The organism is Halorubellus salinus (genome assembly GCF_020567525.1).
GTDB classification, from domain to species: Archaea; Halobacteriota; Halobacteria; order Halobacteriales; family Natrialbaceae; genus Halorubellus; species Halorubellus salinus.
Genome location: NZ_JAJCVI010000003.1, coordinates 428,480 through 445,255 on the forward strand (window position 1 = coordinate 428,480; position 16,776 = coordinate 445,255).

The following is a 16,776-nucleotide window of genomic DNA, read 5'->3' on the forward strand; positions in this document are numbered from 1 at the left end:
GTGGCGGTTTATATCCTCGTGACCTCCATCGCACTCGTCGTTCTCGACACGGTGCGCGCGGACACGTTCGATTCCGCGTTCCCCTGGCTCGACGGCACTCGGTTCTCTCGCGCGTACTCGACGTCGCACTGGACAGTTCCCGCGCACGCGTCCCTCTGGACGGGACGCTACGCGAGCGAAGCCGGCGTTCACGGCGCGTCCCCGACGATGGACTGGCCCGGGACGACGCTCCCGGAAGCTCTCCAGGACGCCGGTTACAGGACGCGGTGCCTCACCGCGAACCCACAGCTCGTCCAGTACGACGGCTGGGACCGCGGGTTCGACACGTTCGACGGTGCCGCGAACCTCTCGCGGACCGACGACCGCCTGTTCGACTGGCAGGCCCACCTCGAGCGCACGACCCCCGGCGTCCGCCGACACCTGCGAGGCGTCCTCGACGTCGCCCGGAGCGACTGCGACACCGTGCGGTCGCTCCGACACGGATACAGGATGTTCCGGACGCCCACGTACGACGGTGGTGCGACCGCCGTCAGCGAGCGCGTCGCCGCGACCGACTTCGGCGACAACGAGTTCCTCTTCGTGAACCTCATGGACGCGCACACGCCGTACCGGCCGCCGCCGGGCGAACGCGACCCCGTGACGGTCGTCGTCGCCGACGCACTCGCCGGGGACGTCGACGACCCGGACCGGATCCGTGCCGCCTACGCCGAATCCGTCGCGCACCTCTCGCGGGTCTACCGCGACATCTACGCGACGCTCCGCGAGTCGTTCGACTACGTGGTGACGCTATCGGACCACGGCGAGTACCTCGGGGAACGCGGCCTCTGGAACCATTCCATCGGCCTCCACCCCGAACTCGTGCACGTCCCCCTGGTCGTCTCGGGCGACGACGTCCCGGACCGCGTTCGACACGACGTCGTCGACCTGCTCGACGTTCACCGCACGATAGCGGACCTCGCGGGTGTCGACGTCGACTCGCGAGGCCGCAATCTCCTGGGCGAGCTCGCGCCGAAGCCGCACATCGTGGAGTCCCACGGCCTGCTCCCGTTCCACCACGGCCAGTTCGAACGCAAGGGCCTCCCCGAGTCGCTCTACGATCGCTGGCGGACGCCGCTCCACGGGTTCGTCACCGAGAACGGCGCCTACGCGTACGAGAGCGAACCGGGCGCGTTCCGCGTCATCGGCGACCTCGCACCGTCGGCCGCGCGCCGGCGGCTCGATCGGCTCGTGAACGGGCTCGACCGACGGCGCGTCGACGACGCGGACGGCGGCGTCTCACGGGAGGCGATGAACCGTCTGGAGGAGCTGGGATACGCATGACATCGAGCCAGTCCGACCACGCGGCGTGCCACGCGCCCGGTCGACGCCGTCCGCTCGTCCGCGACCGCCAGCGCCGAACCAGTGGAGGGCCGGTTCGTGTTTGACCTCGACTCGTCGAACTCCCGGACGCGCAAGGGACGACCCATCGACAGACGCGACGTCCTGAAGGGCCTTGGGGCGGTCGGCGCCGTCGGCGTCCTCGGGTACGGAGTCGGCGAGTTCGCGACGAACGGCACCGGCGCGGACCCGGACCGGGACCCGGCCGCCGGTGGGGACGTCGACCGCGACGACGACCCCCCGGGCACCGCCCAGAACCCACCCGACGAGGACGGCCCGGGCGACGGAGTCGACGAAACCGTCCGGCACGCCGACGCCTACGAGCGCGTCGTCCACGCCGTCGAAGTCGGCGCTGACCCGAACGGGAAGGAACCCGTGAACGACGTCATCCTCGACAACGCGGCGCCGGGGACGCTCATCTCCTTCCCGCCGGGAACCTACCGCATCGACCCGCTCCACGTCGAGGACGTCTCGAACTTCGCCATCGCCGCCACGACGGACGAACGACCGACGTTCGTCGGAGCCGCTCGCGCGTGCGAGGACCGCCCGTACGTCCGGTTCCAGAACGTCGCCGCGTTCCTGCTCGACGGGATCGACGTCGAGTTCTCTCGCCCCGGGTCCGGCGGCGGCTTCAGGATCGACGCCGTCGGCGACGTCACCGTCCAGAACGTCTCGCTGTCCGGGAGCTGCCCCGGCCAGATCGCGGCGTTCCGACTGGACGTCATCGACCCCGACAGCCACGGCGTCGTCCGGAACGTCGACCTGCACAACGACGCGAAACGCCAGCTCACCGGCGTGTACGTCGGGCAGTACCACGCCGGCGTCGCGACCTTCGAGAACTGCTCGGTCTCGGGGTTCACGGACAACGGACTGTACGCCTCCACCCCCGGGCAGGACGACGGCGGGAACGGCCCCGTGCACGTCGTCGGCGGCACGTACACGGACAACAACATCTCGAACGTCCGCCTCGGCTCCACGGGGTCGAGCGCGCGCGACGTCACCGTCCGCGTCGACGACATCCCCGAGGGATACCAGGAGAACGCTCGCGGCATCCGGTTCCGGAACCGGCGGGACATCCTCGTCGAGGACTGCTCGGTCGAGTTCGGCCCGAACGTCTCGAACAGCTTCGGCGCCGTCGTCTTCCACGGCGATAGCGAGGGCGGCACCATCCGCAACACCCACATCCACGTCGACGCCGCGGACGTTCCAGCCATCCGGGCGTTCGCGCCGAACCAGCCGGACAACCAGAAGCCGCTCATCGAGAACGTCACCATCACCGGCGACGCCACCAACGATTACGTCGCCCGGATGTACAACCGCGACGGCACCACGTTCCAGAACTGCACGATCAAGCAACTCGGTGACCGACGCGGCGGCATCCGCCTGAAGGACATGGACGACTGCGCGATCATCGACTGCCACATCGAGGTCGACCACGACCCGATCGTCGCGCGTGACGCCAGCATCCTCGTCCAGAACACGACGATCGTGACGCCCCAGGGGACGCGACACGTCGACTCGGCCATCCTCGAAAACGGCGTCCTCTCACCACAATGACTCACCGACCAGATACCACCGACCACGCACCGACCGCGACGGCCCTCGACGCCGCAGCGAGCACCGACTACGCATCCCGCGACGCACAGACCGACGACCGACGGACGACCACCGCTGCGCCCGGAGACCTCGTCTCGCCCGGCGAGACGCCCGAACTCTCGGTGGTCGTGATAGCGAAGAACGAAGCCGACCGCATCCGCAAGTGTCTCCAATCGGTCTTCAGGGCCGCGGACGGCCTCGGTCCCTTCGAGGTCGTGCTCGTCGACTCCGCGTCGACGGACCGCACGGTCGACATCGCACGCGAGTACCCGGTCACGATACTGCGCATCCCCGAGGAACACACGGTGTCCTGTGGCGCCGGTCGCTACGTCGGTGACGCGGTCGGGCGCGGCGACCGCGTCCTCCACGTCGACGGCGACATGGAACTAACCGACGACTGGCTCCGGGCCGCGATGGAGTACCTCGACACGCACGCGGTCGCGGGCGTGGAGGGCTGCCTGAACGAGACCCGTCACCCCGAGGTCCGCGAGGTCGACAAGATCGGGGGCGTGATGCTGTTCGAGCGCGACGCGCTCGAAGCAGTCGGCGGGTTCGCGCCCTACTTGCGGTCGTACGAGGACGTCGACGTCGGGTACCGCCTCACCGCCGCCGGGTACCGGCTCGTCCGACTTCCGGACGTCTCCGCGGTCCACCCGCTCGGCGACCCGCTCCAGGAGCCGTTCCGACGGTGGCGCGCCGGCTACTATCACGGCGTCGGGCAAGCCATCCGGTACGCCGCCCGCAAGCCCCGCGTCCTCGCGAAACTCGTCGCACGGCAACGGTACAAGTTCGCGTTGCTCGCGTGGACTGCGGTCGGCGTGCTCTCGATACTCAGTACGGTCGCGGTCGTCGGCTGGGTCCTCGCGTCCGCGTTCGCGTTCGCCATCGTCGCGAAGCAACTCGGCGTCCGCGGCGCCATCCAGTTCCTGCTCACGAAGAGTCTCGCCACCGTCGGCGCGACCCGCGGCCTCTTCGACCCCGCGCCGCCCGCCGACACGTACCCGCTGTCAGCCGTCGAGGTCGTCCAGGAAGGGCGACTCCCTGCCGGGTACGCACGCTCGAAGCTCGCCTGACGACCGTCCCGCACCCCGAACCCTCGTTCCTGCTCCCGATTACGACATCCATTCCTGACCGTGGACCCTGTTCCCTCCGAAGTTCCTGTTCCCGACCAACTCGCCTCTCCCCGCCTCCGAACTGATCATCGTCCGTACTGACCACTGCCAGAACCGACCACCGCCAGAACCGACCACTGCCAGAACCAACGCCCGGCCGAACCGACCACTGCCAGAACCGACGGCCGCCTGAACCGACCACTGCCAGAACCGACGGCCGCCTGAACCGACCACCGCACGGCAGGACAGGACGGTCGCGTCGAGGAACGCGTTCCGGTCAGTTCGTGTCCTGCTCGACGAACGTCAGCGTCCAGTTCGCCGCGTCGCCGACGTCGACGCCGTCGATGGTCCACTCGTCCGTGAGCGTCCGCACGAAGTGGTTCGTCGGCGTGGTGGCGTAGCTGAGTGGCGGGTCGCGGTCGCAGAGGAAGCCGAGGTCGGCGAGGAGGTCGGTCGCGCCCGCGAGCGGTGGTGCGACGACCAGCGCCGCATCGTCGTGGTCCCGGAGCGCTCGATGGAGCAGCGCCGCCAGCGCCGCCCGCGACCGCCCCGCTCCCGGTGGCAGGACGTCGGTCACTCGCGCGACGGCGTGGCCCGGTCGCGTCGACCGGCCGAGCAGGAGCGCGCTCTCGTCGTCGTCCGCGAGGTACGTCTCGTATCGCCAATCCGGGTTCGCGGTGGAGTGCTCCCAGAACGCGGCGTCTCGAACCACGTGGATGCCGTCGGGCGGTCGCGCCCGATATCGCGCGGCGAGGTCCGCGACGGGGACCGTCCGTTCCCGACGCACCGTCACCGCGCCCGCGTCCGGCGCCATCGCGCGCCGCATCGCGTTGTACCCCGACACGGCCGGTGCGACCGCCGACGCGGCCGCCGTCGCGAGCGGACGGAGGTCCGCGGACTCGGCGACGCGCGCCGGGTCGACGAACCGATAGAACGACGCTCGCTCCTGGACCTTCCGCCAGCCGAGTCGTCGATTTCCCGCCGCGGCAGCCTCGTTCGGGAAGTTGAAGCACAACGCGGCGTCGCTCGCCTCGAACGCCGCGAGCGCCCACTCCGTCATCGCGGTGAACACGCCCTGGCGGCGATGCTCCGGATGCACCATCGCGTCCACCGGCTGAACGGCGACCACGCGCCGGTCGCCGACCGCGAGCTGCATCGGGAGGAACGGTCGCGCACCGACGAGGTCACCGCTCTCGGCGCCGTCCGTCCCATCGCTCACCGCCACCACTATCCTCGGCGCCGACACCGCCGGCCCGGACGCGTACTTCCAGTCGAACCACGCGGCGTCGCGAGCTCGCCCGAAGACCCGTTCGTACAGCGACAGGAACGCGTCGAGGTCGTCGCCGCGACGGAACGTGCGGACATCGGTCATCAGACCCGACCGACGACGCAGACACCCGTGGTAATGAGGTGATTACGACCAGAATAGAGGGTACTACGCGTCGAACCGAGACCCTGACCGGCAGCGTCAGTTGACCCAGGAGAGTGCGGCGCGTAGCGGCGCGGCGAGCGGGCGCGGGGCGCGGTCCACGATGGACTGCACCTCGTCGATACCGACGGCACCGACGCCGACGGCGACGACGAAGTACACGACGAACCCGATGGGCGGGACGACGAAGAGGGCGACCACGTCGTTCCGGATCAGTTCGTTCACACCCCACACGAACGGTGCGGAGACGACGGCGGTCGCGAGGAGGCGAACCGGTCGCACGTCCTGGAGCGGGTCGTACCCGAGCTGGTACGCGGACCACAGGAGGAACGCGAACATCGAGCCGTACCCGATGCTCGTCGCCGCCGCCGCACCCATCATGCCGTACAGCGGGATGAGGAGCGCGTTCAGCACGAAGTTCAGGCCGGCGGCGCCACCGACCGCGACGATGAGCGTCCGGAGCTTCCCCGACCCCTGTCCGATCGCCTGCAGCGGCCGTGCAGCCGCGAACCCGACGACGCCCGGGAGGAGAACGAGCAACGGGACGATCGACTCCTCGTACTCAGCGCCGAAGTAGAGCGGCACGAACCGGTCGGCGAGCACCGCCATCCCGAGCGCCATCAGGACCACGAGCAGGAGCGTGAACCGCGTCAACCGGCTCGCGATACTCGACAACTCGTCGGTCCGTCCATCCGCCCACAGGCTCGAACTCGAGTGCAAGAGCACCGTCTGGAGCGCCATCGGAACGATCCAGAGGTACTCGCTCGTGCTCAACGCCGCCTTGTAGAACCCGGTCGACTCCGGCGACCCGAACGTCCGCAGCATCAGCACGTCGACGTGCGCCATGGATAGCACGAGGAAGACGAGGACGACGTTCAGCGCGTTGAACGCGACGAGTTCCCGTAGCGGGAGTGCGCGGAGCGACCGGAACGTGACCGCCGACAGGTCCGCGGTCCGGACGACGATGAACGCCGCCGCCGCCGCGATGACGACGTTCGCGACGACGTGCCCGACGAGCATCCCCGCAACCCCCATCCCGGCGGTGACGACGAGCGTGATGCCGACCGCCATCGTCAGGAACTTCTTCGCGACGTCGAACGTCGCCGTCGCCTTCTCGTTCCCGAACCCGAGCACGGCGTGGTAGCCGATGGCGCGGAACTGCGAGACGAACACGAACACTGCGAGGAGATAGAAGTACAGCGTGAACGAGTCCCCGAACAACCACGCGGCGCCACCGACGGCCGTGAACGCGAGCAAGAGCGCGACCGATACCACGACGAGCGCCCCGCCGAAGATGAAGTAGAAGCCGACGACGCGCGCCCCCCAGGCGTCGTCGTCGTCGCGGTTCTCGCCGACGTACTTCTGGACGCCTTCGGTCACCGCCGAACTCACGGGGAGGATCCAGATGGTGAACACCGACAGCAGCACCGCGTAGTTCCCGTACCCCGCGGGGTCAAGGAGCCGGACGACGATGGGCGTGGTGACGAACGTGATGACGAGCGTCAGCACGCGAGCGCTCACGATGGATAGCAGTCGCTCGGTGAAGTTCTCGAACCCGGCCATCGCTACGACCACCTCCCTGTCGCGGGTGCGGGCGTGACGCGACCGCGCGAAGCGACGCGCTCACAGCGGCCACCACTCTCGCCCTCGGAACCGGTGCGCGTACGACGGCGAGACGACGCGCCCGCCCGGGCGAACGTGTCGTAATAGCGAGTGGTTCTCGTACCGATGGGTCTGTGACGGAGGGACTGTGTCATCTGATAGCTGCCGCGGTCGCCCGATTGCGAGCCACGGCGTTCTACCGAACAGAACCGCTGTGTCGGGGATAGTTATAGGTCGCCTAGCCACCCCGTCAGTCCCTCCCTATCCGCAGGTTTCAGCCCGAAACCGACCACCGGCACTGCCTATCAACTGGTCTACTAGTACGGACGAGTTCGGGACGCGTTCGCACCGGTATGTTACCCGTTACAAGGTACCGTCGACGCCCTCGTACAATCGTATGTCACCCGACCGAACTCGTAGCATGAGGGCGTCCGCGACCGGGCGCCCACAACCCACGACGCTCGCACGCGTCGCCGTCGTTCTCGTCGCCTTGCTCGTGACGACCTCGACCGTCGCCGCGGCAACGACCACGTTCGCCGCCGATTCGACCGAATCGCTCTCGACGAACGACAGCGTGCTCGCGCTCGAACCCACCAGCACCGTCGCGTCGACGAGCACCAGCACGCAAACCCAGGCCACCTCGAAGAAGGTGGACGTGGTGTTCGTGATGGACCGCTCCGACAGCATGAACACGGAACGGTACCAGCTCGCGAACGAGCTCCAGACGTTCCAACGCACGCTCCTCGAACGTGACGTCGACGCCCGATTCGGGCTCGTCACGTACACGTCGTCGGCGACCGTCCGACAGCCGTTCACGTCGGACTTCGACGCCATCGAGAACGCGATGATCTTCACGCCCGCCGGGAACACCGAACGCGCGTCCGACGCCATCCTGAAGGCGACCGAGATGAACTACCGGTCCGACGCGCAACGCGTCATCGTCCTCATCACCGACGAGGACGACGACAGCGACGCCGCCACTCGCGCCGAAGCGACCGACCGGCTCAAGGACTACACGTTCCTGTCCGTCTCCCCCTCGAGCGCGAGCGCCAGTGCGTGCGACGTCCACTCGCCCCCGTGCGACAGCAGTACCGACAACGAACTCCGGACGCTCGCCGACGACGTCGCCGGCGACTGGCTGAGCATCGACGCGGACGCGGAACGGACGATGGAGCGCGTCGCCACCAACGTCTTCACCGCGGTCAACGCACCCGAGAACTCCGGGAGCGACAGCCAGACCCAGTTCGAGGTCGGCCCGAACATCAACGTCGTCGAACAGTCCGTGAACCGGACCGAGATCGAGGTCGGCGAATCCGTTGAATTCAACGTCACGCTCCACAACAAGGGTCTCGTCGAAGGTACCTACAGACTGTTCCTGACGACGAACGGCGAACTGCTCGCCGAGAAGCGCGTCACCGTCGACCGCCTCTCGGAGACGAGCACCACGCTCGTCCACCGGTTCGACCAAGCGGGTGACTTCAAGATGGTCCTCTCGAACCAGCGCGTCGACGTCGTCCACGTCAACGAACCCTACCCGACGTCGATAGACGTCACCACGAACGACGCTCGCGACCGCTTACAGGCGACCGTCGCGGACGCCAACGCCGGCGTCCCCGTGACCGTCGACCTGCCGTCCGCCACGATCCTCGCAGGGACCGGGAACGAACTGACGTCCGTCACGGTCGACTCGCGACGGAACGCCGCCAACGTCAAGCACGACCTCGCGTTCGACATGACGCTCGAACGCATCGAGGCCCCGCCCGAGGGGACGCCCGCCATCGAGTCGGACGCCCGCGCGATCCGGTACCTCTCCGTCACCTCGTCGCTCTCGACGGCCGAACTTCGGTCGGTCACCTTCGAGTTCCTGCGATCCGGTGACGACGTCGAGATATACCGCTACGACAGCGACGCCGGCGAATGGATGCAGCTCACGCAGCGCCCCGTCGACGGGGCCCCCGGGCACGTCGTCGCGAGCACCAGTCGCCTGTCGACGTTCGCACTCGTCGTCGACGACCCCGCGCTCTCCGTCGGGAGCGTCGACGTCGGCGCCACCAACGTCACCGAAGGCGACCTCGTCACCGCCTCGATAACCGTCACGAACAACGGGACGCGCGCACAGTCCTACGACGCGACCGTCTCCCTCGACGGCGAATCCATCGAGACGAAGTTCGTCGAGGTCCCCGCCGGCGAGACCATCACGGTCCCGATGTCGTTCGTCGCGACCGACGCCGGCACGTACGACCTCGCGGTCGCAGGCGTCGACCAGGGCCAGCTCCAGGTCGACCCCGCACCCACCACGAGCGAACCCACCACGAGCGAGCCCACCACGAACGAACCGACGACCACCGAACCCGCAGGCGACGACGCAGTCGCCGACGGCTCCACGCCCGGGTTCTCCATCGTCGTCGCCCTCGTCGCACTCATCGCCGCCGCACTCCTCGTCGCGCGCCGGCGCTGACGGCGGTCCCTCCGAACCATCTCCATTTCGAGCTTGAATTCCTGACCCTTCGTTTCGGTCACCGCTTCCGCGAGCGAGAGCGCCGCCGCCCCGCGTCCTCCAACGAACGTTCCAGGCGGGAGCCGGCGTGCGGTCGTCGGCCATCACACATATGCGGGGGTGTCGAAAAGTCCCGGCATGGAGCGACGCGATTACTTGATTGGTGCGGTCACGCTCGGCGCGAGCGCAAGCTCGGCCGGATGCACCGGGCTCGGCGATGGCGAACGGAGCGGAAAGTCGACGACCCGACCCGACTCCGACGACGACGGCGTCCCGGACGGCGACGACTACGCGCCCTCGGACCCGGACGTCCAGTCCAAGTCGGATGTCAAGGCGGCCGCCACGACCGCTATCAAGGCCACGACCGGAACCGCGACGAGGACGACGTCGACGACCATCACGGACACCACGTCCCGGCAGACGACCGAAGCGTCCGCGTCGGTCCCGTCGAACACGCTCCAGGCGAACTACGAACCACTTCTCGGTCGAACGAGCTACTTCAAGACGTACGGCTTCACCGAGTCGACCGCCACGGTCAACCCCGCCACGCTCGAAGCCAGGTACCCGAACGGTGCCAAACTGGTTGTGTACACGTTCACGCACCCGTCGCGGGAGACCGCGTTCGCCGTCGCCAGTTCAAAGCGGTTCAGCGTCGAGGACCGCACCGATCCGTTCGAGGTCAGTGCGAGCAGCGTCGAGACGGCCGTCCCGGACGACCGCCCCGTGTACAACATCGCGCTGCTGATTCCTGGCGACCTGACGGTCGAATCTGCGGAAGCCAGCGACTTCGAGAAGCTCTGCGAGTCGAACCGGTACCGCGTGGAGGACGGCCGCGCCGTGAAGGACCCACATCCGGCGTCCCTCGAGAGCGTCGAGACCGACACGTTCGTTCGGGACGCCGGCGAAGGCAAGTTCATCCTCGACTACTCGGGGACCACCCGTGGCCGCGACTGGCAGGCGGGGTACGTCATCCACAAGTCCATCTACGTCGAACGCCTGGAGGAGCCGCGCGGTCGCAGTCGCAAGGAGTACGCTGAGGTCGCTCAGAACGGGTTCTCGGAGACCATGGGGCGGATACTCATCGACGAAGCCGAGTCCAACGGGTTCGTCAATAAGAGGGAGCAGGCGGCGTTCCTCATCGACTTCGTCCAGAACCTCCCGTACGTGACCGACGACGTGAGCAAGGGATACGACGACTACACCAAATTCGTGGTCGAGACGTTGACCGAGGGGAACGGCGACTGCGAGGATACCGCCATCTTGCTTGCGACACTCCTCCAGTCCACGCCCTTCGACTACGATGCCGTGCTGTTGTTGTACGACGACCACATGGCGGTCGGCGTCTACGGGAACGACCTCCCTGGGTACTACTACGAGTACGACGGTCGGCGGTACTACTACCTGGAATCGACGGGAGCGGACTGGGGGGTGGGTGACATCCCGGACACGTACGAAGGAGAGCGTGCACGCGTGATACAGGTCTGAGTCGGCTCTCGAACGCGCCCTCCAACCGTCGGACGCCCTCGCAGGGCCGTCGATCGAAACGGGCTCAGAGAAACAGTTCGGCGTCTGGTTACTCGACGACGCCGCGTTCGGCGTGCATGGTGGGGATGGCCGACAGGAGGGCGTCGAGGGTGTCTATCTCGTAGTCGGGTGCGCTGGCGTCGTCCTCGGGTTCGAGGTCGACGTAGCGACCGCGGCGGAGGCGGACGGTGGTCATCCCGAGTTCGTTCGGGATGCGGAAGTCGACGCGTGGGTCGTCGCCGACGTACGTCGCGCGCGTCGGGTGAACGTCGAGGTCGGCGAGGTGGTCCTCGAACACGGCGCGTTCGTGCTTCGAGCGGCCGTGGTCGTGCGTGACGAGGACGCTGTCGAAGTGGTCGCGGATGCCGAGCCGGTCGAGCTTGGACTGGCCGCCGCGGCCGTCCGTGATGAGGCCGAGCGCGTACTGGCTGGCGAGCGCGTCGAGGACGCGTTCGGTCTCCGGGTACGGGTCCAGGCTGCCGTGTGCGTCCCCGTGGAAGGCGTCGACGAGGTCGTCGACGCTGAGGCTCGGGAGGTCGTACTCCTCGAGGAGGACGTCGAACGTGCCCGCGTCGACGCTCGGGTCGAAGTACGCGGACAGGAGGTCGCCGTGCACGCGCTTCCCGGACCGGCGATGCACGAGGTCGGCTGCGGCCGCGAGGCCGGCCCTCGCGTACTCGTGGTAGTCGTAGAGCGTGTCGTCGAGGTCGAAGCACACCGCGGTCTGAATCATGGGCTGGGAGTGGTGTCGAGGTGGTCGGTTCGGTCGCGTTCGAACGCGTCGGGATGCACGTGGTACGTGCGGCCGTCGGGCGCTGTGAAGACCTCGTCCCAGTAGCGGACCATCCTGGTGCCCCACGCGACGTCGGGCTCCGGGACCGTCTCGCCGAGCGCGTGCTGGACCGCCATGTAGGGAAGGTTCGCGCCGGCGCCGACGCACATGATGATGGTGCCGGCGACCCGCGGATTGATCTCGATGACCTTCATCACGCCGTCCGGGTTCTCCTTGAACTGGACGTTCACGTTGTACTCCAGGCCGAGCGCGCGACAGATGCCCGCAGCCTCCTCGAGGAGGTCCTCGCGGCGTTCGACGACGCCTTCGAAGCTGATGCCGGCGCGAGTACGGGCTCTCGAGCGCGGGACGACGGTGTGGACGTCGTCACCGGTCGCGAGGACGTCGACGCTGTACTCGTCGCCCGGGAGGTACTCCATCACGACGAGCTCGGGGAACGCCTCGCCCGCGTCGAGGATGGGAAGGACGTCGTCGAGCGTCGTCGTCGCGGCGTCCGGTTTCTCGTTCAGGAACGCGTCGAGGTCGTTCGCGCGCTCGTCGAGCACGCGGAACCCGCGACTCCCGCTCCCGACGGGTGGCTTGAAGCACACCGGGTGGTCCGGGTAGCCGAGGGCCTCGACGGCGTCGAGGAACTCCTCGCGCGTCCCGGTGCGGTGGAACTCGGGCGCTGACGCGAACCCTTCGTCGGCGAGGAACCCGTAGAGGCCGGCCTTGTCGTTCGCGACCGCGAGCCGGTCGGGCGCGGACACCATCACGGTCGCGTCGAAGCGCTCGCGGTTCTCCGCGAGCGGCTGGAGCTCCGCGGTGCAGAGCGGGAGGACGACGTCCGCGTCGACCTCGGCGGCGAGCTCGACCATGCGGTCGACGTACTCGGGGTCGTCGCCCCTCGGGACGACCGCGTGCTCGTCGACGAGCGCGAACCCGTACGCGTCAGGGTTCATGTCGACGCCGACGATGCGGACGTCGCGGTCGGGTGCCGCGCGGAGACTCCGCACGATACCGGACGCACCGGGTGCGCCCGCACCGGTCATCAGGACGGTGACGTCCCGACGACCGGTCACCGCTCCTCACCTCCAGCACCAGCAGCGTCGGCGACGGGCTCGTCGCCGTCCCCCGCGGCAACTGCGGGTTCCCCGCCGTCGGCCGCAGCGCGCGGGGACTCGGTCGCCCGTCCCTCGGCGGTGCGTTCGCGCGCCGCGTCAGCCTCCGGGTCGATGATCACGTTCAGGTCCTCGTTGTCCTCGAGGTCCCGGAGCGTCGCGTAGAGGAACGCGAGCGCACCGACGAGCGTCGCCAGGAACCACGACCCGGCGTCCTCGCCGTCCTTCCGGACGACCGAGTTCAGGTAGCCGAGGACGCCCGCGGCCATCGACGCCATCCCGACGCCGTACAGCGGCGCGAGCGGGTCGTAGCTCTTCACGAGGTACTTGCGGTTGATGCGCCAGAGGAACGTCTCGAACAGCATCTTCGAGACGCGCGGGACGTACTCCTTGTAGTCGATGTGGCTCTTCCAGCCGTCCTGGTACGCGTACTCGGTCTGTCGGCGGACGTCCGCCACCACGACGTCGGCGGCGTTCAGGCGCGCGAGCAGGTTGTTGCAGTACCCGTAGTACTCGTACATCCCGTCGATGTCCGTCCGCTCGAGGGCGTCGAGCGAGATGGCGGTGTAGCCGTTCTGGGAGTCCATCGACCCCCAGTAGCCGCTCGCGACCTTCGTCAGGAGCGAGAGCACGACGTTCCCCACGAGGCGGAACTTCGGCATGTGCGCCCAGTCGCCGGCGCGCACGAACCGGTTCCCCTTCGTGTACCCGGCGACGCCGTCCGCGATGGGGTCGAGGTACTTCTCGAGCTCGCGCGGGTCCATCTGGTCGTCGCCGCCGAGGACCGCGGTCGCCTCCACGCCCTCCGCGAGCGCGCGCTGGTACCCGGTCTTGATGGCGCCGCCGACGCCGCGGTTCTGCTCGTGCTGGATGGGGACGACGAGGTCCTCGTAGCGCCCCTCGTGTGCGGCGTTCTTCCGGGCGGCGTACTCGGTGATCTCCGCCCACGTGTCGTCGGTCGACCCGTCGTCGATGACGTACGCGCGGTCGACGAACGCCGGGAGGTCCTCGATGACGCGGCCGACGAACCCTTCCTCGTTGTACGCCGGGACGACGACGGCGACGGTCATGTCTCGGTACATCACCAACCACCCAGGAACTCGCGGCCGGCGGTCCGACCCGCGGTCTTGCACGACGCGGTCACTGCCTGCTCGATGCGTTCGTCGAACGCCCCGTCCTCGTTCGCCCAGAGCCCGGGGTGCGTGAGGACCTGGACGGTGTCCTCGAAGTCCTCGACCGCTGGTGGGTCGTCGCGCCAGCGCTGGCGGGAGTCCGCGACGTACTGGACGTCCTCGAAGAACCGCGCCTCGTAGGTCGACGTGAACCCGTCGTAGCTCCGCGCGAACGTCCACTGCGGGGGCTTGTGGAAGGAGACGAGCCGCCGGTCGTCGCCGGTGACGGTCTCCAGGATGGCGAGTTCCTCGGCGACGCGCGCCTGGAGCTCGTCGTCGCCCGGGGGGGAGTCCGCGGGCCAGTACTCGTGCGTGCTGAAGTGGAGCGCGACCTCGTGCCCGAGCGACTGTATCTCGCGGACGGCGTCGCGCGTCTCCCCTCTGAGCGGGTTGTAGAGCGCCGAAGAGAGGAGAACGAAGTAGGTTGCCGTGACGTCACGGTCGGCTTCCAGGCGAGCCATCGTCAGCGCGTCGTCGACGGAGAGGTCCACGTCGTGCCGGAGGACGACGTCGCCGGCCGTCAGGTCGTCGTGGAACGACCGGAATGCGTAACCCGCCGCCTTCACGTCGTCGAGGAAATCGCCGTACCAATCGTACGTGAAGTCGACGGTTCGTTGCAGTTGCTTCGAGGTTTCTCCCATGTTACCTTCGGGGAGGGTCAGGACGGGATTAGTAATGAATCGCATACTCGGTTCGGCGCTCCCGCGGCCGATTCCTCGCCCTCGACAGGCGTTCGCTGCGAACGGTAACCGACTCGTACTCGCGCGAGGTGACCGGGACAGTACGAGCATACCTCCCGACGCGAACCGTTCCGCGGAAGTAGACGGTTTCCTCCAGTTTCGGCGACGCCAGCCGCGTCAGCGCCCTCGGCGTCGTCGAGCGAACGCCTCGACCCTCGTGGTGATCGCTCGGACGCCGGGAGCACCGTCGACGAGCCAGAGCACGACCGACGTGACGCCGAGTGCGACGCCGAGCGCGAGACTCGTGCTGAGGTCCCCGGTTCCGACGTCGGCGAGGTACTCGCGGAAGTAGACGAGGCCGCGTTCGACGCCGAGGTCGTCGCCGTACGGTTCTCTTTCGACGACCGGCCAGAGGACGCGGTCGATGCCGAGTGGCTCACCGGCTCTGAGCGGGGAGAGGAGGTCGCCGGCGACGTGCGTCCACGCGCCGACGAGGAACGCGACCGCGTTCCGTCGACGGCCGTCGTCGCGGACGCCACCGAGGGCGAGTAGCGTCAGTGCGAGGAGGACGAGGACGGAGTGACCGGCAGCGTAACCGGTCGGGAACACGCCGAGCCCCCACGAGAGCGGTTTGTCGACGAGGTCGGGGAACTGGGTGCCGACGGCGAGGAAGAGCACGGGGTCGCCGTCCGGGGGGTCGCCCCCGAGCAGTCTGGTGGCGGCCGAGTAGCACACGTAGCCGACGGCAGCGTGCTCCCACGGCCACATCCGTGCTATCGCGCCTCGACGTCGACGGCCCGGAGTGCGTTCACGACCTGGTCGACGTCCTCGGCGGAGAGGCCGGGATGGACGGGCAGCGAGAGCACCTGTTCGCTCGCGGCACGAGCGACCGGGACGTCCGCGTCGTAGCCGTCGTACGCCTCCAGGTCGGGGATTATCGTCGGATAGTAGATGCCGCTTCCGACGCCGGCGTCCTCGAGGTACGCGGCGAGCGCCTCCCGGTCAGTGCAGCGCACGGTGTACTGGTGGTACGCGTGCTCGCTCCCGTCGGGTTCCACGGGCGCAATGACGCCCCGGACGGACGAGAGTGCATCGGTCAACGCGGCCGCGTTCTCGCGTCGCGCGTCGATCCACTCGGGGAGTCGTTCGAGCTGGACGCGCCCGATGGCCGCGCCGATGCTCGTCATCCGATGGTTCGACCCGAGGTCGCGATGCGAGTATCCGCCCTCGGGACCGCGGCCGTGGTTCACGTAGCTCGCCGCGCGCTCCGCGACGTCCTCGCGGTTCGTGACGACCATCCCGCCTTCGCCCGTCGTCATGTTCTTTGTCGGATAGAACGAGAACGCCGCGGCGTCCCCGAACGTCCCGACGTGCCGGCCGTCGACCCGAGCCCCGTGCGCTTGCGCGGCGTCCTCCAGCAGGAGGACGTCCTCCTCGTCGGCGACATCGCGGAGCGCGGCGACGTCCGCGGGCAGCCCGTACAGGTGCACGGCGAGGATGGCGTCCGCGTCGTGCTCGCGGACCGCCGCCCGCGTGGCCGCCGGGTCCAGGTTGTACGTCCGCGGGTCGATGTCCGCGAACACCGGTTCAGCGCCGACGAGACGGATGGCGTTCGCGCTCGCGACGAACGAGAACGGCGTCGTCACGACCACGTCGCCCTCACCGATTCCGAGCCCGACGAGCGCCGCGACGAGCGCGGTCGTCCCGTTCGACGTCGCCACCGCGTGATTCGCGCCACAGTAAGCCGCGAACTCCTCCTCGAACCGCCGGACCTCCGGCCCGTCAGCGACCATCCCGGAGTCCAGCACCGCCAGCACCGCCTCCTTCTCCGCGTCACCGAACGACGGGCTCGCAACCGATATCATGCGCCCACCACCTGATTCGAGAGCAGGCG

The 16,776-nt window shown here is 68.5% G+C and carries 13 protein-coding genes; 5 read left to right on the plus strand and 8 right to left on the minus strand.

Features of this window, described 5'->3' with window-relative positions; translation table 11 throughout:
- Nucleotides 1-18: 18 nt before the first annotated feature.
- From LI336_RS10370 to LI336_RS10380, 3 genes are all read left to right on the plus strand, one after another.
- Nucleotides 19-1,320 (plus strand): sulfatase-like hydrolase/transferase, encoded by a 1,302-nt coding sequence (locus tag LI336_RS10370; RefSeq protein ID WP_227133055.1) that lies wholly within the window; start codon nucleotides 19-21, stop codon nucleotides 1,318-1,320.
- Between the two features lie 96 nt (nucleotides 1,321-1,416).
- A complete protein-coding gene (locus LI336_RS10375; RefSeq protein WP_227133056.1) occupies nucleotides 1,417-2,934 on the plus strand; it encodes a twin-arginine translocation signal domain-containing protein in 1,518 nt (505 codons plus the stop codon).
- On the plus strand, nucleotides 2,931-4,046 hold the full coding sequence (locus LI336_RS10380) for a glycosyltransferase family 2 protein (RefSeq protein ID WP_227133057.1): 1,116 nt from the start codon (nucleotides 2,931-2,933) through the stop codon (nucleotides 4,044-4,046). Before LI336_RS10375 ends, LI336_RS10380 begins: the two co-directional genes overlap by 4 nt.
- A 316-nt stretch (nucleotides 4,047-4,362) precedes the next feature.
- Here LI336_RS10380 and LI336_RS10385 read toward each other — a convergent pair whose 3' ends face one another.
- Together LI336_RS10385 and LI336_RS10390 are read right to left on the minus strand one after the other, a co-directional pair.
- On the minus strand, nucleotides 4,363-5,457 hold the full coding sequence (locus tag LI336_RS10385; protein WP_227133058.1) for a GNAT family N-acetyltransferase: 1,095 nt from the start codon (nucleotides 5,455-5,457) through the stop codon (nucleotides 4,363-4,365).
- A gap of 96 nt (nucleotides 5,458-5,553) precedes the next feature.
- Nucleotides 5,554-7,077, minus strand: coding sequence for a lipopolysaccharide biosynthesis protein (locus LI336_RS10390; RefSeq protein WP_227133059.1), 1,524 nt, complete (start codon nucleotides 7,075-7,077; stop codon nucleotides 5,554-5,556).
- A gap of 460 nt (nucleotides 7,078-7,537) precedes the next feature.
- Between LI336_RS10390 and LI336_RS10395 the strand changes: the two genes are divergently transcribed.
- Together LI336_RS10395 and LI336_RS10400 are read left to right on the plus strand one after the other, a co-directional pair.
- Nucleotides 7,538-9,574: a VWA domain-containing protein gene (locus tag LI336_RS10395; RefSeq protein WP_227133060.1), complete on the plus strand. Its 2,037-nt coding sequence runs from the start codon at nucleotides 7,538-7,540 to the stop codon at nucleotides 9,572-9,574.
- Between the two features lie 177 nt (nucleotides 9,575-9,751).
- A complete protein-coding gene (locus LI336_RS10400) occupies nucleotides 9,752-11,098 on the plus strand; it encodes a hypothetical protein (protein WP_227133061.1) in 1,347 nt (448 codons plus the stop codon).
- Nucleotides 11,099-11,186: 88 nt separating this feature from the next.
- Here the strand turns inward: LI336_RS10400 and LI336_RS10405 are convergent, their stop codons facing one another.
- From LI336_RS10405 to LI336_RS10430, 6 genes are all read right to left on the minus strand, one after another.
- A complete protein-coding gene (locus LI336_RS10405; RefSeq protein ID WP_227133062.1) occupies nucleotides 11,187-11,870 on the minus strand; it encodes an HAD family hydrolase in 684 nt (227 codons plus the stop codon).
- Complete coding sequence (locus LI336_RS10410; protein ID WP_227133063.1) at nucleotides 11,867-12,991, minus strand: ATP-grasp domain-containing protein; 1,125 nt, start codon at nucleotides 12,989-12,991, stop codon at nucleotides 11,867-11,869. The genes LI336_RS10405 and LI336_RS10410 overlap by 4 nt, the downstream gene beginning before the upstream one ends.
- Complete coding sequence (locus LI336_RS10415) at nucleotides 12,988-14,112, minus strand: glycosyltransferase family 2 protein (RefSeq protein WP_227133064.1); 1,125 nt, start codon at nucleotides 14,110-14,112, stop codon at nucleotides 12,988-12,990. Before LI336_RS10415 ends, LI336_RS10410 begins: the two co-directional genes overlap by 4 nt.
- Nucleotides 14,112-14,843, minus strand: a complete 732-nt coding sequence (locus LI336_RS10420; protein ID WP_227133065.1) for a polysaccharide deacetylase family protein — start codon at nucleotides 14,841-14,843, stop codon at nucleotides 14,112-14,114. Before LI336_RS10420 ends, LI336_RS10415 begins: the two co-directional genes overlap by 1 nt.
- Nucleotides 14,844-15,059: 216 nt before the next feature.
- On the minus strand, nucleotides 15,060-15,650 hold the full coding sequence (locus LI336_RS10425; protein WP_227133066.1) for a metal-dependent hydrolase: 591 nt from the start codon (nucleotides 15,648-15,650) through the stop codon (nucleotides 15,060-15,062).
- A gap of 5 nt (nucleotides 15,651-15,655) precedes the next feature.
- Complete coding sequence (locus LI336_RS10430; protein ID WP_227133067.1) at nucleotides 15,656-16,747, minus strand: DegT/DnrJ/EryC1/StrS family aminotransferase; 1,092 nt, start codon at nucleotides 16,745-16,747, stop codon at nucleotides 15,656-15,658.
- Nucleotides 16,748-16,776 lie beyond the last annotated feature (29 nt).